Source organism: Gordonia heveisoli (genome assembly GCF_030315745.1).
Classification (GTDB): domain Bacteria; phylum Actinomycetota; class Actinomycetes; order Mycobacteriales; family Mycobacteriaceae; genus Gordonia.
Genome location: NZ_JASXSH010000015.1, coordinates 13,473 through 36,780 on the forward strand (window position 1 = coordinate 13,473; position 23,308 = coordinate 36,780).

The 23,308-nt window shown below is 67.1% G+C and carries 25 protein-coding genes; 19 read left to right on the plus strand and 6 right to left on the minus strand.

The features are described from left to right. Nucleotides 1-34: 34 nt before the first annotated feature. Complete coding sequence (locus tag QSJ18_RS13945) at nucleotides 35-1,501, minus strand: aldehyde dehydrogenase (RefSeq protein WP_286327124.1); 1,467 nt, start codon at nucleotides 1,499-1,501, stop codon at nucleotides 35-37. A 65-nt stretch (nucleotides 1,502-1,566) separates the two neighbouring features. Between QSJ18_RS13945 and QSJ18_RS13950 the strand changes: the two genes are divergently transcribed. Genes QSJ18_RS13950 through QSJ18_RS13985 form a run of 8 tightly spaced genes read left to right on the plus strand, consistent with a single transcriptional unit; the run spans nucleotide 1,567 to nucleotide 8,512 of the window. Then, a complete protein-coding gene (locus QSJ18_RS13950; protein WP_286327125.1) occupies nucleotides 1,567-2,148 on the plus strand; it encodes a TetR/AcrR family transcriptional regulator in 582 nt (193 codons plus the stop codon). Further along, on the plus strand, nucleotides 2,148-3,407 hold the full coding sequence (locus tag QSJ18_RS13955; protein WP_286327127.1) for a cytochrome P450: 1,260 nt from the start codon (nucleotides 2,148-2,150) through the stop codon (nucleotides 3,405-3,407). Before QSJ18_RS13950 ends, QSJ18_RS13955 begins: the two co-directional genes overlap by 1 nt. After that, nucleotides 3,407-4,204, plus strand: a complete 798-nt coding sequence (locus tag QSJ18_RS13960; protein WP_286327128.1) for an SDR family oxidoreductase — start codon at nucleotides 3,407-3,409, stop codon at nucleotides 4,202-4,204. The genes QSJ18_RS13955 and QSJ18_RS13960 overlap by 1 nt, the downstream gene beginning before the upstream one ends. A gap of 15 nt (nucleotides 4,205-4,219) precedes the next feature. Next, nucleotides 4,220-5,584 carry a cytochrome P450 gene (locus QSJ18_RS13965; protein WP_286327129.1) on the plus strand — a complete coding sequence of 455 codons (1,365 nt, stop codon included), beginning with the start codon at nucleotides 4,220-4,222 and terminating at the stop codon, nucleotides 5,582-5,584. 5 nt (nucleotides 5,585-5,589) lie between these two features. After that, nucleotides 5,590-5,787, plus strand: coding sequence for a ferredoxin (locus QSJ18_RS13970; protein WP_286327130.1), 198 nt, complete (start codon nucleotides 5,590-5,592; stop codon nucleotides 5,785-5,787). Nucleotides 5,788-5,798: 11 nt separating this feature from the next. Next, the gene (locus QSJ18_RS13975) at nucleotides 5,799-6,344 is read left to right on the plus strand and encodes a nuclear transport factor 2 family protein (protein ID WP_286327131.1); all 546 of its coding nucleotides are present in this window, start codon (nucleotides 5,799-5,801) and stop codon (nucleotides 6,342-6,344) included. 9 nt (nucleotides 6,345-6,353) lie between these two features. Next, a complete protein-coding gene (locus QSJ18_RS13980; protein ID WP_286327132.1) occupies nucleotides 6,354-7,619 on the plus strand; it encodes a hypothetical protein in 1,266 nt (421 codons plus the stop codon). After that, nucleotides 7,619-8,512 (plus strand): SDR family NAD(P)-dependent oxidoreductase, encoded by an 894-nt coding sequence (locus QSJ18_RS13985; protein ID WP_286327134.1) that lies wholly within the window; start codon nucleotides 7,619-7,621, stop codon nucleotides 8,510-8,512. Before QSJ18_RS13980 ends, QSJ18_RS13985 begins: the two co-directional genes overlap by 1 nt. Here QSJ18_RS13985 and QSJ18_RS13990 read toward each other — a convergent pair. From QSJ18_RS13990 to QSJ18_RS14010, 5 genes are all read right to left on the minus strand, one after another. Beyond that, nucleotides 8,476-9,507, minus strand: a complete 1,032-nt coding sequence (locus tag QSJ18_RS13990; RefSeq protein WP_286327137.1) for an NAD-dependent epimerase/dehydratase family protein — start codon at nucleotides 9,505-9,507, stop codon at nucleotides 8,476-8,478. The two genes, QSJ18_RS13985 and QSJ18_RS13990, sit on opposite strands and share 37 nt — an antisense overlap. Further along, on the minus strand, nucleotides 9,504-10,562 hold the full coding sequence (locus tag QSJ18_RS13995) for a phosphotransferase family protein (protein ID WP_286327140.1): 1,059 nt from the start codon (nucleotides 10,560-10,562) through the stop codon (nucleotides 9,504-9,506). Before QSJ18_RS13995 ends, QSJ18_RS13990 begins: the two co-directional genes overlap by 4 nt. Next, entirely contained in the window at nucleotides 10,559-11,647 is a 1,089-nt protein-coding gene (locus QSJ18_RS14000) for a TIGR03857 family LLM class F420-dependent oxidoreductase (RefSeq protein WP_286327141.1), read from the minus strand. The genes QSJ18_RS13995 and QSJ18_RS14000 overlap by 4 nt, the downstream gene beginning before the upstream one ends. A gap of 18 nt (nucleotides 11,648-11,665) precedes the next feature. Then, nucleotides 11,666-13,261 (minus strand): fatty-acid--CoA ligase FadD1, encoded by a 1,596-nt coding sequence (gene fadD1, locus QSJ18_RS14005; RefSeq protein WP_286327142.1) that lies wholly within the window; start codon nucleotides 13,259-13,261, stop codon nucleotides 11,666-11,668. A 114-nt stretch (nucleotides 13,262-13,375) separates the two neighbouring features. Beyond that, nucleotides 13,376-13,801, minus strand: a complete 426-nt coding sequence (locus tag QSJ18_RS14010) for a hypothetical protein (RefSeq protein WP_286327143.1) — start codon at nucleotides 13,799-13,801, stop codon at nucleotides 13,376-13,378. 207 nt (nucleotides 13,802-14,008) lie between these two features. Between QSJ18_RS14010 and QSJ18_RS14015 the strand changes: the two genes are divergently transcribed. The 11 genes from QSJ18_RS14015 (at nucleotide 14,009) to rpsG (ending at nucleotide 23,269) form a co-directional block, all read left to right on the plus strand. After that, the gene (locus tag QSJ18_RS14015; protein WP_286327144.1) at nucleotides 14,009-14,917 is read left to right on the plus strand and encodes a PaaI family thioesterase; all 909 of its coding nucleotides are present in this window, start codon (nucleotides 14,009-14,011) and stop codon (nucleotides 14,915-14,917) included. A 117-nt stretch (nucleotides 14,918-15,034) separates the two neighbouring features. Then, on the plus strand, nucleotides 15,035-15,817 hold the full coding sequence (locus QSJ18_RS14020) for a TIGR03084 family metal-binding protein (RefSeq protein WP_286327145.1): 783 nt from the start codon (nucleotides 15,035-15,037) through the stop codon (nucleotides 15,815-15,817). A 79-nt stretch (nucleotides 15,818-15,896) separates the two neighbouring features. Continuing rightward, nucleotides 15,897-17,057 (plus strand): acyl-CoA dehydrogenase family protein, encoded by a 1,161-nt coding sequence (locus tag QSJ18_RS14025; protein WP_286327146.1) that lies wholly within the window; start codon nucleotides 15,897-15,899, stop codon nucleotides 17,055-17,057. A gap of 56 nt (nucleotides 17,058-17,113) precedes the next feature. Next, nucleotides 17,114-18,286 (plus strand): acyl-CoA dehydrogenase family protein, encoded by a 1,173-nt coding sequence (locus tag QSJ18_RS14030; RefSeq protein WP_286327147.1) that lies wholly within the window; start codon nucleotides 17,114-17,116, stop codon nucleotides 18,284-18,286. A gap of 55 nt (nucleotides 18,287-18,341) precedes the next feature. Further along, on the plus strand, nucleotides 18,342-18,950 hold the full coding sequence (locus QSJ18_RS14035; protein ID WP_286327148.1) for a TetR/AcrR family transcriptional regulator: 609 nt from the start codon (nucleotides 18,342-18,344) through the stop codon (nucleotides 18,948-18,950). Nucleotides 18,951-18,980: 30 nt separating this feature from the next. Then, nucleotides 18,981-19,856, plus strand: coding sequence for an exodeoxyribonuclease III (locus QSJ18_RS14040; protein WP_286327149.1), 876 nt, complete (start codon nucleotides 18,981-18,983; stop codon nucleotides 19,854-19,856). Nucleotides 19,857-19,894: 38 nt separating this feature from the next. Beyond that, nucleotides 19,895-20,491: a hypothetical protein gene (locus QSJ18_RS14045; protein WP_286327150.1), complete on the plus strand. Its 597-nt coding sequence runs from the start codon at nucleotides 19,895-19,897 to the stop codon at nucleotides 20,489-20,491. Nucleotides 20,492-20,674: 183 nt separating this feature from the next. Further along, a complete protein-coding gene (locus QSJ18_RS14050; RefSeq protein ID WP_286327151.1) occupies nucleotides 20,675-21,256 on the plus strand; it encodes a DUF456 domain-containing protein in 582 nt (193 codons plus the stop codon). An 86-nt stretch (nucleotides 21,257-21,342) separates the two neighbouring features. Then, entirely contained in the window at nucleotides 21,343-22,125 is a 783-nt protein-coding gene (locus tag QSJ18_RS14055; protein WP_286327152.1) for a hypothetical protein, read from the plus strand. A gap of 295 nt (nucleotides 22,126-22,420) precedes the next feature. Next, nucleotides 22,421-22,792, plus strand: a complete 372-nt coding sequence (gene rpsL / locus QSJ18_RS14060; RefSeq protein ID WP_286327153.1) for a 30S ribosomal protein S12 — start codon at nucleotides 22,421-22,423, stop codon at nucleotides 22,790-22,792. 6 nt (nucleotides 22,793-22,798) lie between these two features. Continuing rightward, complete coding sequence (gene rpsG / locus QSJ18_RS14065) at nucleotides 22,799-23,269, plus strand: 30S ribosomal protein S7 (RefSeq protein WP_006434721.1); 471 nt, start codon at nucleotides 22,799-22,801, stop codon at nucleotides 23,267-23,269. Nucleotides 23,270-23,308: the final 39 nt, after the last annotated feature.

Consider the following 23,308-nt stretch of genomic DNA (forward strand, 5'->3'; position numbering starts at 1 on the left):
TTGGGTGTTGCTGGTGAATGTCGGGGTGGGATGGTCAGGCGGGACGGGCGACGGCCTTGGATTCGAGGTACTCCTCGAAGCCGGCGACGCCCATCTCGCGTCCGATTCCGGACTGCTTGTAGCCACCGAACGGGACGTCGGCGGAGTACCAGATGCCACCGTTGACGCCCATGGTCCCGGTGCGAACACCGTTGACCACCTTGTTGATCCGATCCTCGTCGGTGCCGTAGACCATGCCGGACAGGCCGTAGGGGGAATCGTTGGCGATCGCGATGGCGTCGTCGTCGCCGTCGTGGGCGATGATGACGAGCACCGGACCGAAGATCTCTTCCTGGGCGGCTCGTGCGGAGTTGTCCAGACCGGAGATCAGGGTCGGTTCGACGAAGAAGCCCTTGTCCTTGTCGGCCGGACGTCCGCCGCCGATCTCGACGGTGCCGCCCTCCTCCTTGGCGATGGCGATGTAGGACTCGACCCGATCGCGCTGGGCCGCCGAGATGAGCGGGCCGCAGATGGTTCCGGGTTTTGCGGGGTCGTCGGCGGGGAGACCGGCCATCGCGTCGCGCGTTGCGGTGATCGCCTCGGCCAGCTTCTCGCGGGGAACGACGAGTCGGGTGGTGATGGCACAGCCCTGACCGGCATGGGTGACCACGGAGAACGCGGCCATCGCGCAGGCGCCCGCCAGGTCGGCGTCGTCGAGGACGATGAACGCCGACTTTCCGCCGAGTTCCAGGAAGACCTTCTTCAGGCTGTCCGCAGCGGCGGCCATGATCTTCTTGCCGGTCGCGGTGGAGCCGGTGAAGGACACGATGTCCACGCGCGGGTCACTCGACAATTGGGCGCCGACGCCATGGTCGGAGGAGGTGACGATGTTGATCACGCCTGCCGGGAAGTCGGTTTCCTCGGCGATGACCTTGCCGACCAGAGCCGCGGCCCACGGGGTGTCGGGGGCGGGTTTGAGGACGACGGTGCACCCGGCGGCCAATGCGGGCCCGATCTTGGCGAAGTTGATCTGGTGCGGGAAGTTCCAGGGCGTGATCGCGCCGACGACGCCGGCCGCCTCGTAGCGCAGTTCGCGCTGATTCTTCAGGCCCATCGGCTTGGCAACGCCGAGATCGCGGGTCCACTCATAGCTTTCGGCGAGGTCGGCGAAGTAGCCGAGATCCTCGGCCGGGCCCTGGAACTGGGGGCCGCCGGTGAGGAAGGAAGGCGCGCCGATCTCCTCGGTGGCCAACGCCTTGAACTCGTCGGCGTGGGCCAGTAGGGCATCGCGCAGTTGGCGGAGGCAGCTGGCGCGGAATGCGTGATCGCGCGACCAGTCGGTGGTGTCGAAGGCGACGCGGGCCGCGGTGATCGCGGCATCCATGTCGGCGGCGGTGGCGTCGGCGGCTTGGCCGATGACCTCCTCCGTTGCCGGGTTGATGACGTCGAAGGTTCCACCGGAACCCGGGATGAGCTTGCCGTCGATCAGCAGATCGGAGGCGGCTGCAGGACGAAGAGACATGTGACTGGAACTCCATCTGGACAGGTGTCTGGACTCACGTTTAAAGCTAGTGTAGCCTCGGTCACATGTCCAGCCCCGTATCGCAGGAATCCACTCGCCGCCGCCTCACCCGGCAGCAGGCGGAAACGGTCGCCCGGCTCACCGACGCGGCCGTCGAGATCCTCAACACCGACGGTTTCGACGGACTCACGGTCCGGTCGGTCGCGAAGCTCGCGGGGGTGGCGCCGGCCACCGCCTACACCTACTTCTCGTCGAAGAGTCACCTTGTCGCCGAGGTGTTCTGGCGTCGCCTGTCGCAGGGAGTCGCCGAGCCGGACCGCTCCCTCGAGCGCGGCGAACGCGTGGCGCAGGTGCTGCGCGAGGTGTCGATGGTCGTGGCCGGTGAGGGACAGCTCGGTGGCGCGGTGACGATGGCCCTACTCGGCACCGACCCCGACGTCGAACACCTGCGTCTGCGGATCGGTGGCTTCATCCGCCGCCGTCTCGCCGAAGCCCTCGAGGTGGACCCGGAGAACCCCGGCCCCCTCTGCGATGCCCTGGAGATGATCTACGCCGGCGGTCTGGTGCACGCCGGGATGGGCCACATGACCTACGAACAGACTTCCGAACGTCTTGTCGCAGCCGCACATCTACTGATGGAGAAATGATGACCGAAACCACGGTGGGAACCGGGGGAGCGGGCATTGAGGGTATGGAGAAATTCCTGCCCTTCGATCCCTATGCCTACGACTTCCATGAAGACCCGTACCCGACGTACACCCGCCTGCGTGACGAGGCGCCCGTCTACTACAACGCCGAGATGGATTTCTGGGCGCTCGCCCGGCACGAGGACGTCCGCAACGGCTTCCGGGACACCGTCCGGCTGTCCAACAGCTGGGGTGTGTCGATGGATCCGTCGTCCTATGGGCCCGACGCCCACAAGTCGATGTCCTTCCTGGCCATGGACGATCCCAAGCACATGCGGATCCGCAAGCTGGTGTCCAAGGGATTCACCCCGCGGCGCGTCAACGAGTTGGCCGAACGCATCAACCAGCTGACCGAGCAGCATTGGGACATCTGTTTGGAGAAGGGCGAATTCGACTACGTCGCCGACTTCGCCGGCCTGCTCCCGATGGACGTGGTCTCTGAACTCCTGGGGGTCCCCGAGGCTGATCGGGCCCATCTTCGTCACCAGTCCGATCTGCTGCTGCATCGCGAGGAAGGCGTCCTCGACATCCCCGAGGCGGCCATCTACGCCTACATCGAGCTGCACAAGTACTACTCCGAACTCATCGCCGACCGCCGCAAGAATCCCGGCGAAGATCTGGTGTCGGCGCTCATCGAGGCCGAGATCGTCGACGATGAGACCGGCGAGAACACCAAGCTGACCGAAGACGAGATCGTCGGCTTCATGGTTCTGATGGTCGTCGCCGGCAACGAGACCACCACCAAACTCCTTGCCAACGCCCTCTATTGGGGCTGGCGCAATCCCGACCAGCTCGCCCGCGTGCTGGCCGATCCGGAACTGGTGCCCGCCTGGACCGAGGAGACCCTGCGCTACGACAACTCGACGCAGATGGTGCTGCGCCGCGTGGTCGAGGATGCGCCGTACGGCGACTTCGTGATTCCCGCCGGCCAGCGTGCGCTGCTCCTGGTCGGTTCGGCCAACCGCGACGACGAGGTCTTCGGGCCCGACGCCCACGAATATCAGATCGGGCGCGACTGCAGTCAGGCACTGATGAGCTTCGGGATGGGGGCGCATTTCTGCCTCGGTGCGCATCTGGCCCGGCTCGAGGCCAACATCGGTCTCGAAGAGGTGGTCAAGACGATCAGCTCGGTCGAGATCGACATCGACAAGGCGGTCCGGGTGCATTCGGTGAATGTGCGTGGCTTCGCCGAACTCCCGGTGAAGGTGAGGGCTCGCTGATGGCATTTCTTCCACATCCCGAACGTCGACCGGTCCTGGTCGCGGGTGCATCGTCGGGGATCGGTGCCGCCACCGCGGAATGGCTTGCGGCGGCTGGACATCCGGTAGCACTCGCCGCCCGACGGGTCGAGAGGTTGCAGGAACTCGCGGACAAGATCACCGCGGCGGGCGGCGAGGCTGTCGCGGTGCCGCTGGACGTCACCGACGAGACGTCGGTGATCGACTGCGTGGCCAAGGCCGAGGCGGCCATCGGGCCGCTGGAGATCGTCGTCGCCGGTGCCGGCGATCTGGCGGTCGGGCTGTCCTATGAGACGAGCCCGGAGGCCTTCGCCGACCAGATCAACATTCACCTCAACGGTGCCTACCGCATCTTCCGAGCCGTGATCGGCGGCATGATGGACCGTGCCCGAGGCGATTTCGTCTTCATCGGATCCGATGTGGCGATCCGCCCGCGTCCCTGGTCGTCGGCCTACGTCGCCGCGAAGTCCGGTATCGACGGCCTGGTCGCCACCATCCAGCTCGAACTGGAGGGCACCGGCGTGCGCGCCGGGGTGGTGCGGCCCGGTCAGACGCTGACCGGGATGGGGATGAACCTGGATCAGCAGACCACCGAGGACATGCTCAACGACTGGATCAAGCATGGCCTCGCCCGACACGGGAATTTCCTCGCGCCCGAACATATCGCGCAGGCGGTGTCGGCCATGGTATCGATGCCTCGCGGGGCGCATATGCGCGTCGTCGAGGTCGAGGCCGAGGGGGCCATCCCTCGCGCCAAACGTGAACAGACCAACGGATAGAAGGGAGCCACTCATATGACTGCGATCACCAAGCCCAAACGCGTCTCGGGCGGCGACGGCGAACACGGCCACCTCGACGAGCTGGCCACCGATCCGATCTCGCTGTTCTGGCGTGTCCGCGAGGAATGCGGCGACGTCGGGCAGTTCCAGCTGGCCGACCGCGAAGTCGTCCTCGTGTCCGGCGCGGCCGCGAACGAGGAGTTCTTCCGGGCGCCCGACGAGGTGCTCGACCAGGCCGCCGCATATCCGTTCATGACACCGGTTTTCGGTGAGGGCGTCGTCTTCGACACCAGCCCCGAACGGCGCAGCGAGATGCTGCACAACCAGGCGCTCAAGGGTGCCCACATGAAGCAGCACGCCGTCACCATCCCCAACGAGGTCGAGCGGATGATCGCCGACTGGGGCGACGAGGGCGAGATCGACCTGCTGGAATTCTTCGGCGAGCTGACCCTCTACACCTCGTCGGCCTGCCTGATCGGCCGCAAATTCCGTGAGGAACTGTCCAAGCACATCTCCGAGCTCTACCACGATCTGGAGAAGGGCACCGACCCGCTGGCCTATGTCGACTACCACGCCGACATCGAGAGCTTCCGTCGTCGCGACGCGGCACGTGCCGAACTCGTCGAGTTCATGGCCGGGGTGATGGCGCGCCGTGCCGAGAACCCGCCGGAGAACAAAGAGGATCGCGACCTCCTCGACGTGCTGGTGTCGTTGAAGAACGAAGACGGCAGCGACATGTTCAGCGCCGACACCGTCACCGGCATCTTCATCTCGATGATGTTCGCCGGCCACCACACCACCCAGGGCACCGCCGCGTGGACGCTGTTGGAGTTGCTGCGCAACCCGCAGTACATGGAGCAGGTTGTCGCCGAGCTCGACGACATCTACGCCGACAAGGGTGAGGGCAAGGCGGAGTACAGCTTCGCGGCGATGCGCCAGATCCCGAAGCTGGAGGCGTCGTTGAAGGAAGCCCTGCGCCTGCATCCGCCGCTCATCATCCTGATGCGCGTGGTGCAGGAGGACATCCAGATCGAGGACTTCGAGATCAAGGCCGGACAGTCGATCGCGGTCTCACCCGCGGTGTCCAACCAGCTACCCGAGGACTTCCCGAACGCCACCGCCTTCGACCCGGACCGCTATATCGAGCCGCGTCAGGACGACCTCATCAACCGGTGGACCTGGATCCCGTTCGGTGCGGGTCGGCACCGTTGCGTCGGTGCGCAGTTCGCGATCATGCAGCTCAAGGCGATCTTCTCGGTGCTCTTGCAGAACTACGAATTCGAGCTGGCGCAGCCGGCCGACTCGTACCACAACGACCACTCCAAGATGGTCGTTCAGCTGGCTCAGCCATGCAAGGTCCGGTATCGGAAGAGGAGCTGAGCACCATGCGCATCGAAGTCGATCTCGACCTGTGCCAAGGGCATGGAATGTGCGAGATGGAGGCTCCGGAGATCTTCGAGGCGCAACGTGACAGCGTCAAGATCCTCGACCCCAATCCCGATGAATCACACCGTGCTGCCGTGAAGGCCGCGGTTCAGTACTGCCCGACCCAAGCCCTACGGACCGTCGAAGACGACGAGTGAGAAGGAACGACATGCCTTTTGATCGCGCCGAACTGGAAGAGATGAAGCAGCGGTGGCTCGCCGCCAACATCGAGTGTGAGAAGGCCGGCGACTGGAAGCCGCTGGCGGAGTTCTACACCGTCGACGCCACCTACGGCTGGAACTACGGTCCGGAGAAGGACTTCATGGCCGTCGGCCGCGACGAGATCCGTGATCTCGCGCTGGGACAGGAGATGGAGGGTCTGGAGGGGTGGACCTATCCGTATCAGGCCTGGGTGATCGACGAGCAGACCGGTGACATGATCGGCCTGTGGAAGCAGGTCTACGACCGTACCCGCGAGGACGGCTCGAACTACGCGCTGGACGGCATCCAGGGCAGCTGGTTCAAATATGCCGGCAACTTCGAGTTCTCGTGGCAGCGTGACTTCTTCGACTTCGGGAATGTCTCGGCACTGTTCATCGAGCTACTCAAGGACAACGCGATGAGCGACGGGATGCTCAAGCGCATCGAGAAGTCGGCCCCGGGTGACCTGCCGGGCTGGTATCCGTACGGCAAGTCGCCGGTCGCGTTCTGGTGAGCTGAGACGATGACTCAACCAGCCCCGACCTATTCAGGTCTGAGTCAGAGCCAACTCGCCGCGCTCGTACCCGAACTCCTGCTGTCGGGTCAGATGATCGACCGCAGCGGGATGGCCCACCTCATCGGCGCCTTCGGGCGAGATGTGATGGGCAAGATCGCGATCGAGGAATGGATGGCCGCGAGTCCGGTGTACACGCACCGGATGCGCACCGCCCTCGGGATCGACGGCGACGGTGTCGAGGACATGTTCAAATGTCTCCAGCTCGACATCGGCGCACCGCCGCAGTTCATGGATTTCCGGTATGAGATCACCGACCGTAACCACGGTGCGTTCGTCCTGAATCACTGTGGCGCACTGATGGATGTGGAACCCATGGGCGACGACTACGTCACCACCATGTGCCACGACATCGAGGACCCGACCTTCGACGCGACCGCGATCGCCACCAATCGGCGGGCACGGATCCGGCCGATTCATCGACCCCCGCGCATACCGACCGACCGGCATCCGCACTGTGCGTGGACCGTCACCATCGAGCCCGACCGCGAAGAACTGCCGCTGCCCGCCGATGCCGAGACCATGTTCGGCACGCGCGCCGCGCAGGTCGGATTGTCGGCGATCGATCCCGATGCGACCGACGGTCACGTCGACTATCGCGGACCGCTGTTCGACGACCTACAGTTCCGTGAGTGGTCGAAGACCGCGCTGGTGCGCATCGCGGCCGAGGTTGCGCTGCAGCACCAGTTACTCTCGCTCGGATTCCTGTGGAGCGTCCGACGATTCGCCGAGTCGGAGGAGCAGGTGACCGACATCTTCCGCAAGCAGCTCACCGGTATCGCCGGACTGGCCGCCGATCGGCTCCGGCAGGCGCTCGATCTGCCGACCGACGCCGCCGGCCTGGCCGGGGTCATCGGCCTGCATCCCTGCTTCGGCCCGGTGGAGTACACCGGGGTGACCGCGGTGGTCGACGGCGACGAGGTCGTGGTCACGATTCCGGTCGTCTCGGATGCGGTGACCGACGGTGGCTGGCTCACCGTGGTCGACGCCGATCACACCGAGGCGTTGCAGGCGGTGGGTACCGCCGTCGATGATCGCTGGGAGGTGGTGGCGTCGGCGACCGACGACGGTCTGGTGGCGCGGTTCCGGCTGGGGGAGAAGTCCCGCAAGGAGTCCGGTGAGGTGGCCATCGCACGATTCAGTTCGGGGGCGACGTTCGTCTTCGCCGATCGGGGACCGTCGATTCCGATCACACCGGTCGGCAGTTCCGCCTGATGTCCGAGGCGGAAGGGCGGCCGCCGGTGAGTGCCCGGTTGTCCGGCCGGGTCGCGATCATCGCGGGCGCGACCCGGGGAATCGGTCTGGCCGTCGCGTATGCGCTCGCCGGTCAAGGTGTTTCGGTTGTGGTCAACGGCCGGGACAAGGCTGCTGTCGACGACACGGTGGCCGAGATTCGCGGCGGCGGTGCCTACGCGGTTGGTGTGTGCGGCTCGGCGGGTGATGAGGGGATCGCCGAGACGATGGTGGCGACGGCGCTGGGGGAGTTCGGCGCGCTCGACATCGCCATCAACTGCGCGGGCATCGCCGAGCCGCCCTTCTCCACGGTGCTGACGATCAGCACCGAGGACTTCCGGGCCCAGGTGGACGCACATCTGATGAGTGCTTTTCATCTGACGCAGGCCGCCGGGCGCGTGTTTGTCGAACAACGGTCGGGGTCGATTGTGCTGACCGGATCGGCGGCGTCGCTCGGCCTGTTCGGGGGCAGCGGCTACCCGGCGGCCAAGGGCGGCGTCAACGCGCTCGCGCTGGCCGCCCACGGCGACCTGTCCCACCACGGTGTGCGGGTCAACGTGGTGATGCCGGGCGCCAAGTCGAGACTGTCCTCGGGAGAGGACTATGTGCGGCATATCGAGCGTCTGCACGAGCGTGGGGTGCTCGACGACCTGACCCGCGACGCCGCGCTCGACCCGGCTCCGCCGGATTACGTCGCACCGCTGTACACCTTCCTCGCCAGCGATGCCGCCGAACATATATCTGGTGAGATCTTCAGCGCGGCAGGTGGATTCATCGGTCGATTTCCGCCGCAGCAGGCCGGGTTCGTCGCCTACCGCGACCATGCGGACAGCGCTCCCTATTCGTTGGACGAACTGGCCTCGCTGCTGGCTTGAGTGGTGGTTGCCCGAGGACGGCGCCGGTCGCGCCAGAACCGGGCCCCCTCGGCTATCGCGTCGGTGACCGGGCGCGGGTGCCAGTCGAGTTCACTCTCGGCCTTGGCATGGCTCATCTGCGACATGTGATGCATCAGCCGGACCGTCTCGATTCGCAGACGCTGCGGTCGGCCGGTCAGGCGTGTGCGCAGACTGCCGACTGCTCCGGCGGCGTAGAGCGCGGGCTTTCCCAGCACCAGGCGTGGTGGGGCAGCACCTACTGCGGTCGCCGCGGTGGTGATCACCTCGCCGAGATCCAGGTAGCGCTCGGAGACGATATAGCGTTCGCCGGTGCGGCCACGCCGGGCGGCGGCGAGCAACGCAGCGGCCGCGTCGTCGACGGCCACCGCCTCCGCGCGCATGCCGCGGATACCGAAAGGCATGCGCCCCAACGCGGCCGCCGCAACGAAGGACCCGTGCGGCGTCGGCTGCCAGTCGCGCGCACCGTAGGTGTTGGAGACGCACATCGCGCGCACCGGTACCCGTTCCTCCCGCGCGTACCGAAGCGCGAGGTCTTCGGCGGCCACCCGGGAGAGCACGTAATCGGTTGCGGTGTCCCGCCAATTGAAGGAATCCCGCTCGTCGACGACGCGATCGGGGTGTCGGCCGATGGTTGCCATCGTGCTGGTGAAGACGAACGCATCGAGGTCGGCGCGGGCGGCGACATCGAGGACGGCACCGAGGGCGTCCACGTTGGTGCGGTACAGCGGGGTGGGATCGGTCAACCATGCTCGGGTGTCGACCGCACAGTGGTACACCACATCCGCGCCACGCATGGCGGCGGCCACCGCGTCATGGTCGAACAGGCTTCCGGAGACATGGTCGACGTCGAGGCCCGACAACGACCGCATGTCGCTGGTGGTGCGGCTGAACACGCGCACCGGCTCACCGTCGGCGACGAGTGCACGCACCACGTGGGCGCCGAGGAAGCCGTTCCCGCCGATGACGAGTTTCATCCGGAGAGACCTCCGGGGACGAGATCGTCGACGGCGATCGCGGCACGGTCGAGCATGGTGGTGAACATGGCGTTGCCGCGTTCGGTCGGCTGAGCGGCCGCCGCGCCGAAGACGACGATCATGGGTGCCTGGATGAGGTTGTCGACGTAGTCGCGCCAACAGTGTTCGGACGTGTAGCCGGTCACCCCGAATTCGAGCAGGGCCCGGTGATAGTCGGCGACGATGGACCGCTCGTGGGTGCGGCGATCGGCGGTCGACAGGCTGGTGCTGAGTAGAAAGGCGATGTCTCTCAGCGGGTTCCCGGTGGTGATGGTCTGCCAGTCGATCACCGTGACGTGGCCGTCCGCACCGAACAGAACGTTGTCGATCCGGAGATCGCCGTGGATGAGCGCGGCATTCTCGGTCGGCGCGACCAGCCAGTCGGCCGCGTGCCGGACCATCCAGTCGACGGCGGCGCGCGCGCGAGCCTGCGGTCCGAATCGGTCCGTGTAGACCGCGGCCATGGGCTCGAGAACGGAGTCCATCACCTCGCGGTCGTCGTCCGTGGGCAGCGGGAAGGCGGCCACCAGCGAATCGTCGTTCCAGCCGGGGCCGTGCAGCCCGGCGGCGGCGAGAGCAACCGACCGCGCTTGCGCCGGGGAGCATCCGACGATCTGATCGCCCTGCCGGGCGTCGGCGAGATCGTCGAGCAGCAACACGAATTCGCGGCCCGACGGTGAGATCGTCGCGGCATGGCAGGCCGGCACCGGGACGTCGAACCGGGCGGCGAGCTCCCGGTAGAAGCGGACCTCGTTGCGGAAGGCCCCGGAGGCGAACGCACGCTGCTCGGACGGGCCGGTCGCCAGCTTGGCGATCAGCGTGGGCGGCAACGCGTTCGGCTGGGTGTAGGTGGGGGTGAGGCGAAAGCTTCCCGCCATTTGTCCGGTGCCGACCGGGGTGTGCCCGACCGAGGTGACCTCGACGTCGTGACCGTGGGTCCGCAGCAAGACGGTGAGCCATTCGGGGGTGAGTCCCTCAGGGGTCACCGGGATGTCGACGGGCAGCTCGGTGGTCATCGGATCCTCCCCGGATTGGTGGGCAATGCGGCCGGACCGGACCGGTCGGCCGGACGGATGGTGCGGTAGGCGTCGAGGACGGGGAGGAGTTCGCTCGGAGTGGCGCCGTGCAGGATGACCGAGTCGACACCGAGTTCGAACTGCGCGTTCAACGATTCGGCGCGCTCGGCGGCGCTGCCGGTCGCGCAGTCGGCGATCCAGTGGTCGGGGGTGACGGCGGCGAGATCGGCCAGTTCGGTGTCCGTCGCGGTGGCGTCGAGCGGCCCGCGGGCACCGATGAATCCGGCGGTCGACCGGAGCCGGTCGAGGTCGGCGGGATCCCAGCCGTTGGCCGCCATCAACTGGTCGGGATACCCCTGCAGGTAGGTGGCGAGCCTGCCGTAGAGCCTTCTGAGGCGGTCGGTCTCGTCGAGTTCGTCGCCGACGGTGGCGACCACCGACCAGATGCGGATTGACGACGGGTCGCGGCCGGCACGTTCGGCGCCGGTTCGCACCGCAGCCACTGCACGGCGTGTGGCGTCGGCGGTCAGGAAGGTGTGCAACACTACGCCGTCGGCGATCGCACCGGCGAGTTCGAGGGTGCGCGGACTCATCGTCACCAGCAGCATCGGTGGCGGCGGGTCGACCGCCACACCGAGGTTGAGCAGTGGATAGCTGCCGGCTGGACCGTCGTGGCCGACGATCATCTCGCCGGACCACAACCGGCGGAGCAGCCCGGTGATATCGGCGAGCTGAGCTCCGGTGACATTGGGTAGACCGAGGATCTGCCATTGGGCGGAGATCCCGCGGCCGAGTCCGAGGGCGAACCGTCCGGCACTGAGCTCACTCATCGTCGCTCCCATCGTCGCCGTGACGATGGGGTGCCGGGTGTGGTGATTGGTTGCCGCCGTGGCTATTCCGAGACCGGTGGTGGCCGCGGCCACCGCACCGCACAGGGTGGCGGCGTCCTTGACGTTGAATCGTTCGGAGACGAACGCGGTGCCGAAGCCTGCCTTGTCCGCCAGGTGTGCCTCGCCGACGAGTTCGGCCGGGGTGACCGGATGTCGGGAGAGTGCGTAGTAGCCGAGTTCGGTGAGCCGGTCCACGACGACGATCCCGCCGCGCTACCGCACGCCGCCGGCGGCGAAGGCGTCCTGATATGTCCTCGATCGGGCGGCACGTTCCCAGAGGTGGCCGTTACCCGCGGTCGCGCCCTCGGATTTGAGGCTGCGTTTGAGGATCTTGTTGGTTGCGGTGGTGGGCAGGTCGGGGGCGATCCGCACGAACCGGGGCCAGGCTTTCGGGGACAGATCTGGTTGCGCGGCAAGCTGTTCGGCGAAGGATTCGGGGGACAGCTCGGCGCCCTCCTGGAGTACGACGGCGGCCATCACCGAGTCCCCGACATGCTCGTCGGGGACGGCGTAGACGGCGACCCGGTTGATCTCGGGGATGCGCAACAGGATTCGCTCGATGGGGCCGGCCGCCAGATTCTCCCCGTCGACCCGCATCCAGTCACCGGTTCGGCCGGCCAGGTAGACCCAGTCGTCGGCGTCCTTGTACGCCAGGTCACCCGACCAGTACATCCCGTCGTGGAGGCGGTCGTTGGTGGCGTCGGCGTCGTTGTAGTAGCCCATGAACATGCCACCGCCCTCGACGTTGACCAGTTCGCCGATGGCCTCGTCGGCGTTGATCAGTGCGCCGTTCTCGTCGAATTCGGCACGGGGGCATTCGGTGAGCGTCGCCGCGTTGTACACGCCGACATTCGCCGCGCCCTTGCCGATGGAACCGGCCGGGGTGCCGGGTTCGCGGGTGATGATGATCGCCAACTCGGTGGATCCGAAACCGTCCCACACCGTGGCGCCGAAACGGCGGGAGAAGTCGTCGATGTCGCGGTCGGTGGCCTCGTTGCCGAAGGCCACCCGCAGCGGATTGTCGGCGTCGTCGGGCTGTTCCGGTGTGGCCAGAATGTAGGCCAGGGGTTTACCGACGTAGTTCATGTACGTTGCGCCATACCGCCGGATGTCGGATAGGAAGGTCGACGCGGAGAACTTCGCCGGGGCCATCGCGGCGCCCCCGCACAGCGCCACGCAGTATCCGCCCATCAGTGCGGCCGAGTGGAACAACGGCATCGACAGGTAGCAGACGTCACCGGGACCGATGCTGTACTTCTCCACCAGATAGGGACCGGCGAACGGAATCAGCATGTGCGCGAACTGAACCGGCTTCGGATTCCCACTCGTCCCGGAGGTGAAGATGAGCATGAAGACGTCGGTGGCGGTGGGAACCGAGTGTGGATTCAGCTCACCCGCGCCCGCCAGCAGGTCGGCCCACTGCGCTGACGAGGTGTCCAGGACGGTCACGCCCGGCAGATCCAGGCCGTCGAGGAGCGGACGATGTTCGGCGTCGGTGAGGAGGATCTGACAGTCGGCCCGATCGATGTCGGCGGCCAGACCGTCGCCGCGACGGGTGTTGTTCACGCCGACGGTGACGTAGCCGCCGAGCGCACCGGCGGCCAGCGCGATGAGCATGTCGGGGGTGTTGCCGAGCAGGGTGCCGACATGCATGGGCCGGGTCGGGTCGGCGACCGAGAGGACCGCTGCGGCCGTGCGCCGGGCGTCGGCGATGTAGTCGCGCCACGTCCACTCGCGACCCTCATAGGTGATGGCGAGGTTGTCGTCATCGGCGCGGGCGAGGAGGAGCTGAGTAACAGTGTCGGCCATGCGGCCAAATCTAGAACCTGTTCTCACCGTGTGTGAACAGATTTCGAGAACTGTCTACTCAGTCCCCCTCGGTCGCGCATTCCGGGGTCGCGCGGGAGCGACCCCGGCGGCGGATCAGCGCAGGAACGAGCCCGAACCGGGGGTGACGGTGAAGGTGCGATCGCCCTTGCCGAGCACCGTGGTGGTGAAGGACACGCGTCCGGGTCCGGTGGCGAGCGTGGCCTGACCGCAGGCGGGGAACACCTTGCTGCCGGCCTTGCCTGCGCTCGGGTTGCGCCAGCTGATGGCGACACGTGCGTCGCGCAGGTTGGTGGCGCACGCCTTCTTGGTGGTGTCGAGGGAGACCGTGGTGGCCTGGTCGGCCGCCGGAAGGGCCTGCAGCAGAGCGCTGAAGCCGCCGGTCACCTGGCTGCCGGAGACGGTGATGCCGATATTCGGCGCCTGCTGGATGGCCAGGCCCTGCGGAGCGGCGCCGGCGCTGCCGACGGTCAGTCCGGCGATGGTGCCCGCAGCGAGTGCGGTTCCGGCCAGGAGGGACATACGACGCAACATTGGTTTACCCCTGTCACTTTGGTAACAAATGGTGGGAACAGTACCGGAGTGGAAGGACCTGCTCAACGCCGTGTCGTCGAAGACGTCGAGGTCTCGACGACGACGCGGCCGATCCCCGACCCGGCACCCACCCTGCCAGATCGACGCCGCGGACGGGATTTCGGTCAATGGACGATCGACTGATACAACCGACCCATGACACCCCCTCGCGAGCCGCTGGCCACCTTTCAGGTCGGGAACCTCGAACATTCCGGCGAGCTCGGCGTCGTCGGGGAGCAGCAGCTGACCGCGCGGTTCGCCGACCACCGCGGACGCATCGACCTACCCGCGTTGGGTGTGGTGTTCGACCATCTCGGTGGCATTCCGTATCTGCTCCAGCAACTGCCCACCGGTGGCCTCACCCTGCAGTCGCGACTGGCGCTGTCCAAGCTGGGGCATATCGACGTCGGTGACCGGCTCTCGTGTACCTCTACGCTCGCCGCCCACGACGATCAGTGGGGTGTGACAACCGTCGAGGTGCGCACCGGGACCGGCCGTGTCTGCTGCGTCGGGACGGCCCGCAACACCGTCGTCGCCCGGGCCGCGGAACTGCCCATCTCTGTCGAGGATGAGGCCGGTGGCGATATCCCGGACTCGGCAGCTGCACAGGGGGTCGTGTTGCCGCCCGCCCTCGATTCCTCGCTGACCGGCCGTGACATCGTCGAACACCTGTCCTGCGGCACCCTTGTGCCCGGGCCTCTGGTGGAGCTGCTCAACGGCCGGGTGGACATCGCCGGGGAGGGGCGCGATGCCGTCCTGCGGCTGACCGTTCGGACCGAATCGTGGATGGGCAACATGTTCGGCACTATGCACGGCGGGGTCATCGCGACGATCGTCGGGCAGGCGGCGTCGCTGGCCGGGCAGGCGCATACCGCGCCCGGACAGGACTACTCCGTCGCCGATCTCGCGATCGGTTTCTACCGGTCGCCATCGGTACACGGTGGAGAGATCGTCGCCGAGGCGGTGCCCATCAAGCTGGGACGGCGGATCGGCTCCTTCGAGGTGACGCTGACCGACGGGGACACCCTGCTGACCCGCGGTACCGCCGACATTCACTACGGCTGACGGAATCGGGGCTGGCGGAATCGGGGCCGGCGGAATCGGGGCCGGGCGGGCCGCTGGCTGGATCTAAAACAATCATTCGCGCTTGCTTTTTCTTTCCCCGCGTGTGACGCTCCTCGCATGCCGATCGTGCACGAGTTGGTCGACGACCTCATCGCGGAAGGTGATGAGCTCGACGACCTCGTCGCCCCGCTTGCCGACGCCGACTGGGCCACCGCGACACCCGCGCCCGGATGGACCATTGCCCACCAGGTCGCCCACCTGCGGTGGACCGACGAGGTATCACTCACCGCGGCCACCGACCCGCAGGCCTTCGCCGGCCAGGTCGCCGCGGCCGGGGCAAACGCCGAGCACTTCGTCGACGAAGCCGCCGCGGCCGGCGCGCAACTGCCGCCCGCGGACCTGCTGCAACACTGGCGTGCGGCCCGCGGGCGGCTCGCCGGAGCGCTACTGGCCGTCGCCGATGGCGTGCGGATCCCGTGGTTCGGCCCGCCGATGTCGGCGGCGTCGATGGCCACGGCCCGGTTGATGGAGACGTGGGCCCACGGCCTCGACATCGCCGACGCCCTCGGGGTTCAGCGCACCGCCACCGATCGGATCAAGGGTGTCGTCCACATCGGCGTCCGCACCCGTGACTACGCCTACCTGGTCAACGGCCGCACACCACCGGCAACCGCCTTCCGATACGAGATCGTCGCGCCGTCGGGGGAGGTATGGACCTGGGGACCCGACGAGGCACGCGACGTCATACGTGGACCCGCGGTCGACTTCTGTGAACTCGTGACCCAGCGCCGCGCACCCGACGAACTGGCGCTGGAGTTCGTCGGGGACGACGCGCACGCCTGGTCATCGATCGCCCAGTGCTTCGCCGGGCCGCCGGGCACCGGACGTGCCGGCGCCTGATCGGTACGCGACTCGAACAACGCTGTTTCCCGAAGAACATCCGATGCCGACCGCGAAGGTCGGACGAACAGGAGTGACCGTGCCGATCAGTTCGCCGATCTGGGATACCCCCGAACGCAACGAATTGCGGTCGACCGTCCGAGGTTTCGTGGAACGCCAGATCCTGCCCAACGTGGACGACTGGGAGGACGGCGGCCTGCTGCCGCGTGAGCTACACCGCGAGGCGGCCAAACTGGGTCTGTTCGGCATCGGGATCGACGAATCGGTCGGCGGCTCGGGCGGCGACCTCATCGACACCACCGTGCTCGCCGAGGAGTTCCACTACGCGGGTGCGCCGGGTGGGGTCTTCGCCTCCCTGTTCACCCATGGCATCTCGTTGCCGCATCTGATCGCCGCAGGGGACACCGATCAACTCGGCCGCTGGGTCCGCCCGACCCTGGCCGGGGAGATGATCGGCAGCCTCGCCATCACCGAACCCGGCGGCGGCAGCGACGTCGGTCATCTGCGGACGACGGCCGTGCGCGACGGCGACCACTATGTCGTCAACGGCTCCAAGACCTACATCACCTCCGGGGTCCGCGCCGATTTCGTGGTCACCGCCGTGCGCACCGGCGGACCCGGTGCCGGTGGTGTCTCGCTGCTCGTCATCGAGACCGACAGCCCCGGATTCACCGTGACCCGCAAACTCGACAAGATGGGCTGGCGCAGTTCGGATACCGCCGAGTTGGCATTTACCGACGTGCGGGTCCCGGTGACGAATCTGGTGGGCGCCGAGAATTCCGGATTCGCCCAGATCGCGACCGCCTTCGTGACCGAGCGGTCAGGGCTGGCGGTACAGGCGTACGCCGGTGCGCAACGCTGCCTCGACCTCACGTTGCAGTGGGCCCGTGATCGCGAGACCTTCGGGAAACCGCTGATCGCGCGGCAGTCGGTGCAGGACACGCTGATCGAGATGGCACGTCGGATCGACGTCGCGCGCACCTATACGCGGGCCGTCGTCGAACGAAAGGTCACCTCGTCCGACGACCTCATCGCCGAGGTGTGCTTCGCCAAGAACACCGCGGTCGAGGCCGGGGAATGGGTGGCCAACCAGGCAGTTCAGCTCTTCGGTGGGCTCGGCTACATGACCGGTACCGAGGTCGAACGGCAGTACCGCGACATGCGCATCCTGGGCATCGGCGGCGGCACCACCGAGATCCTGCGTGGCCTGGCCGCCAAGCGACTGGGCTATCAGCCGTGACACCGCGCACAACGGACATCTGACACCCGCCCGCCGACGAACAGGAAGACCGACTGATGACGACCATCGAGAGCCCTTTCACCGAAACACCCGAACGTGCCGCATTGCGCGCGTCGGTGTCCGCCTTCGCCGCCAAATACGGGCAGGACTACTTCCGGGAATGTGCGCGCACCGGCCGCAAGACCGACGAGATGTGGAACGAAGCGGGCAAACTCGGCTTCATCGGGGTGAACCTGCCCGAGGCGTACGGCGGTGGCGGCGCCGGGATGTACGAACTGTCGATCGTGATGGAGGAGATCGCGGCGTCGGGGACCGGGTTGCTGATGCTCGTCGTGTCACCGGCGATCTGCGGCAACATCATCGCGCGCTTCGGCACCGACGATCAGAAGCAGCGCTGGATTCCGGGACTGGCCGACGGCACCATCACGATGGCGTTCGGCATCACCGAACCCGACGCCGGGTCGAACTCCCACCAGATCACCACCACGGCCCGTCGCGACGGCGACCATTGGCTGCTGTCGGGGCAGAAGGTCTTCATCTCCGGGGTGGATCAGGCGCAAGCCGTGCTGATCGTCGCGCGCACCGAGGACGCGCGTACCGGCAAGCTCAAACCCGCCCTGTTCATCGTGCCGACCGATGCTCCGAACTTCACCTACACGATGATCGACATGGAACTGCAGAACCCGGAGAAGCAGTTCCAGCTCTTCCTCGATGACGTGCGGCTGCCCGCGGATGCGCTGGTCGGTTCTGAGGACGCCGCGCTCAGCCAGTTGTTCGCCGGGCTGAACCCGGAGCGGATCATGGCTGCCGCCTCAGCGGTCGGCATGGGACGTTTCGCGTTGGACAAGGCTGTCTCCTACGTCAACGACCGGACCGTATGGAAGACACCGATCGGTGCCCATCAGGCGATCGCGCATCCGCTCGCCGAGGGTAAGGTGGCGCTGGAGATGGCGAAGCTGATGATGCAGAAGGCCGCCACCCTCTACGATGCCGGCGATGACTGGGGTGCCGCGGAGCCGGCGAATATGGCGAAATTCGCGGCCGCCGAGGCGTGTGTCAAGCTGGTCGACCACGCTGTGCACTGTCTCGGCGGCAACGGACTCACCAGTGAGTACGGCCTGGCGCCGATGCTCGCGCTGGCCCGGATCGCCCGCATCGCACCGGTCAGCCGGGAGATGGTGCTCAACTTCGTCGCGCAGACCAGCCTGGGTCTGCCCAAGTCGTACTGAGGTCGCCGGTCATGTCCCCACTCGTGCAGTCGATTCGCGACGGTCGGGGGCGCCGATGACCGGCTCGACCCGCAATCCGCAGCAGGAGCGTTCGCGGCTGACCCGGAAGCGATTGCTGTCCTCCACGATCGCGGTACTGGCCGGGCAGGGCTGGGCAGCCGCCACCGTGGCCACCGTTGCCGAGAAGGCCGGCGTCTCCCGGGGTGCGGCGCAGCATCACTTCGCGACCCGCGAGGCGCTGATCACCGCGGCACTGGAACAACTCTTCGAGGACCTGACCGCGTCGGCGGCGGTCATGCTGGCCACCATGCCGGAGGGGCCGGAGCGGGTGGGGGTGGCCGTCGAACGTGCCGTGGAAATCTATGCGGGCACCGAATTCAAGGCGGCGCTACAGGTCTGGGCCGCGGCGGCCTCCGATCCCGCGCTGCGCACACTGATCCTGCCGCTCGAAGCCAGGTTCGGTGCCGCTGCCCATCAGCTGACGATGGCGGCGCTGGGTGCCGAACCCGACGACGAGCGAGCCCACCGAGGGGTGCAGGTGACCCTGGATCTCGCTCGTGGTCTCGGCCTGGCCGACACCCTTTCCGACGACTCCAAACGCCGCGCACAGGTCGTCGCGACCTGGGCGGAAATGCTGCGCGCGACGCTCTATCCGCCTGCCTGAGGTGAGAGTTCCGACCACTACGGTGGACCCATGCGCATCGCCACCTGGAATGTGAACTCGGTCAAGCAGCGGATCCCGCGATTCCTGCCCTGGCTCGATGAACGCCGCCCGGACGTCGTCTGCCTCCAGGAGACGAAACTGTCCGACGAGGCCTTCGACGAGGTGCTCGGCGAGGCGCTCGCCGAACGCGGATACGCCGTCGCCCATCATGGGCAGGGCCAGTGGAACGGCGTCGCACTGCTCTCCCGGGTCGGTCTCGACGACGTCGTCAACGGGTTCCCGGACATGCCCGGCTATCCCGATCCCGGCACCGCGGAGGCCCGCGCGGTATCCGCGGTGTGCGGGGGGCTGCGCATCTATTCGCTCTATGTGCCCAACGGTCGTGAACCCGACTCCGACCACTACGACTACAAGCTGCGGTGGCTCGCGGCGCTGGCCGCCGGTATCGCCGACCCGGCGACGACGATGCTGTGCGGTGACATGAACATCGCACCCACCGACGCCGATGTCTTCGACCCGGCCTCCTTCGTCGGCCACACCCATGTCACCGACCCCGAGCGTGCTGCGCTGGCGGCCTTCGGCGACCTGGGCCTGCGTGACGTCGTCCGCGACCGATGGCCCGACGAGCGGGTCTTCTCCTACTGGGACTACCGCGCCGGGATGTTCCACAAGGACCTCGGCATGCGGATCGACCTGATCCTGGCGGGTGCCGACATCACCGGGCGGGTGGCCGCGGCATGGGTGGACCGCAAGGCGCGCAAGGGAACCAAACCCAGCGACCACGCCCCGGTCGTCGTCGACATCGACACCGCACCCGACGGCGACGTCGGGCCGGTCGTCCCGCCGCCGTCGAATCCGGCCAAGCGCGGCGGTGCCACGGTGAAGCTGCCGCATTCGGTCGACTGAGCCCGTCACGAGGCTCGTTCTGTGTCAGCATTCGACATATGAACCACGAAGCGACGGCGACCCGGCGCCGGGCCGGGCTGCCGGGGTGGCGGGGGATCCTCACCGAACGTCGGGGCGGACCCCTGGTGGCGCACCGGGCCGCGGCCCGACTGTCGGCCTATGTGTACGGCAACATCCTGGTGCTCGCCGCCATCGCCGTCGCGACGGTACACACGGTGGAGGACGGGGTGGCGACGCTGATCGTGCTCGGTACCGGTGCCGTCACCTATCTCGCGCATGTCTTTTCGGCCTATGTGGCCTACACGGCGCTGCCGGAAGGTCACCAGCACGCCGACCCCGCCGGTTCGCAGGCGCTCCGCGAGACCCCCTTCGACGAACTCCGGGACGCGGTGCCGATCGTGTCGTCGACGATCTGGCCCGCGGTGGTGCTGGCGCTCGGCTGGGTCGACGTGCTGCCACCGAGACTCGCCGAACTCATCGCCGGTGCCCTGGTCGTGCTCCGGATGGCCACCATCCAGATCGTCATCGAACGGATTCGTGGCAATCCACCCGGCTGGCGGGTGGTGGTCGCCGGCCTCGCCACCGCCGCCGCCGCGGCGATCATCGTCCTGGTGAAGGTGTCGGTCGGCCACTAGCGCCGCAGTTCCGTTGCGGGGGAGATGGTTTGCCCGCGACACCCGCCGCGGGGTGCAAGAGTCGTACGTTCGAACCAATACTTCCCGGTAGTCGGCGCCCGATCTGTCGGATCGGTACCGGCGATGCTTAGATTCTCCTGTGAACGCCGCAGAGTCGCTGCGGTGCGTGGGAGGGAATACATCATGAGGAAAGTGACGACCCTGCTCGGCCTGCTGGCCGCATTCGTCGTGGCGCTGCTGCTCGTACCGGTCGGCACCGCAGGCGCGAGCCCGGTGCGCAGTGTCAACACCGGCGCGTCCAACGTGGAGATCGCACCCAACGGCGAATCCATCACCGTCACATTGCGTGACGGAAAGTTCGTGCCCAACCAGGCCGCGAACGAAGTCCGGGTCGTCAATGCGCGCGGCCAGGTCACCGAGACCGTGCCGCTGACGCTCAAGTCGGCCAACGGACAGGTCGTGCACGTCGCGTCGGCGCTCTCCGCGGACGGCAAGTCGGCGAAGTTCACCGCGCTCGATCGTCAGCCCGTCGCCAAGAAGAAGTCCAAGCGCATGACCAAAGAGCAGGCGTACATGAAGATGATGTACCAGCTCAACAAGGACTGGCCGTGCGCGGCGCCCTATGTCATCGGGGGCCTGATCATCGGCTTCTTCGTCATCGTCGGCTGGATCATCGGCGGCCTCATCGGTGCCTACATCGGCTACACCACCTGCAATCACGGCGCCGCCTGGCGTGCCGCCGTCAACTGGTGGAACACGCCCTAGTCGACAGCCGGCTCTACACACGTCCCCCTGCGGACACCCCGAGGTCATGTTGTCCTCAGGGGTGGGGCAGGGGGACGATTGCGTTCATGACCGGTCTCGCCGCGATCGCTGTACCCGTCGGGAGGCTCTACGGACGCGTGCTCGGCTGGGTCATCGCCTGCGCGGCGCGGATCGTCGGTGATCGCCGGAAGCCGCTCGGCCCGGCGCGCACGCTCGGCGTGGTGGTCGGCGTACACATCGTCGTCCTGTCGATCTGGATGGGACCGCCGGCGCTGATCGCAGGTCTGGTGTCGGCGACGGTCACCGCGATCGTCGTCGGACGCACCGTCACCTGGCGCACGCTGACCGCCGACGAACTCGCGCTGGCGCGGACCGTCTTCGGCGACGATGCCGACTGGCTCGGTCGGGTGGTCGTCACCGACCTGTCCGGGATGAACGGTCGGGCGTTCACCGTGCCCGGGATCGACGGCCGGGTGTACTGCAACCTCGGCGACCGGTTCACTCAGCTTGCCGCCGGCCCGACCGGCCCAGGGGCTGAGGCGAACTCGGCGGCCACGAGGTTGCTCGTCCACGAACTGGCCCATGCCGCGCAGATCGCATATGCCCCCTCGGCGTCGGCCTTCCTCGGTGAGGCGGCGGCACTCCAGGTGCGCTACAGCCTGGGGGAGAACGTCTATGCGGTGACTCCTCTGGCCGGGAGCGGCGCCCGGCTCAATCTCGAACAACAGGCCACCGCCGTCGACACCTGGTTCGCCCACCGGCGCAAACCCGGCGGTCCGCCGACGTCGGATCCGGCTGCCGCAGTGCTCGCCGCGTGGCATTCGGGCCGATCGGCGAGCGGATCGCGGCCCCCTCGGTCCGGGGTGTGAGCGAGCCGACTGCGGGGTAGTGGATTGCTTTTTTGACCTGTGCAAACTCGATCGGTAGAGTGTTTCGGCGGTGCCCGGCACATGCTGGGCCAGTCCGCGTGCCCTGCCGCAGGCTGACATGCGAGACCGTCGTCGAGCGTTTGACACGCCCGACCTCGGGGTAGCGATAAGTGTACTGACCAGCACGTGAGTGCTGGTGGGGCGAGTTGTGGAAGCAACCAGAATCGAATTCGGTCCTGACCGCTTGCCCGGAGCACCAACCACAACGAGACAACAACCAAAGGAATGACACCTAGTGCCAACCATCAATCAGCTGGTCCGTAAGGGCCGTCACGACAAGCCTGCGAAGACCAAGACCGCAGCGCTCAAGGGGAGCCCGCAGCGTCGCGGCGTGTGCACCCGCGTCTACACCACCACCCCGAAGAAGCCGAACTCGGCGCTTCGTAAGGTCGCCCGCGTGCGCCTGACCAGCTCGGTCGAGGTCACCGCCTACATCCCCGGTGAAGGCCACAACCTGCAGGAGCACTCGATGGTGCTCGTCCGCGGCGGTCGTGTGAAGGACCTCCCGGGTGTGCGTTACAAGATCATTCGCGGCTCGCTCGACACCCAGGGTGTCAAGGACCGCAAGCAGGCCCGCAGCCGCTATGGCGCGAAGAAGGGGAGCTGATAAGCGATGCCACGTAAAGGACCCGCACCCAAGCGCCCCCTGATCAACGACCCCGTCTACGGTTCGCCGCTGGTCACCCAGCTGGTCAACAAGATCCTGCTGGACGGCAAGAAGTCGACCGCCGAGCGCATCGTCTACGGCGCTCTCGAGCAGGCCCGCGAGAAGACCGGCACCGATCCGGTCGTGACCCTCAAGCGCGCCCTCGACAACGTCAAGCCGACCCTCGAGGTGAAGAGCCGCCGCGTCGGTGGCGCCACCTACCAGGTGCCGATCGAGGTCAAGCCGGGCCGCGCCAACACCCTGGCGCTCCGCTGGCTGGTGACCTTCAGCCGTCAGCGTCGCGAGAAGACGATGGTCGAGCGTCTGGCCAACGAGCTGCTCGACGCGTCGAACGGTCTGGGCGCTTCGGTGAAGCGTCGCGAGGACACCCACAAGATGGCCGAGGCCAACCGGGCGTTCGCGCACTACCGCTGGTGACCACAACCGGACGCGGGGACTCACACGATGTCCCCGCGT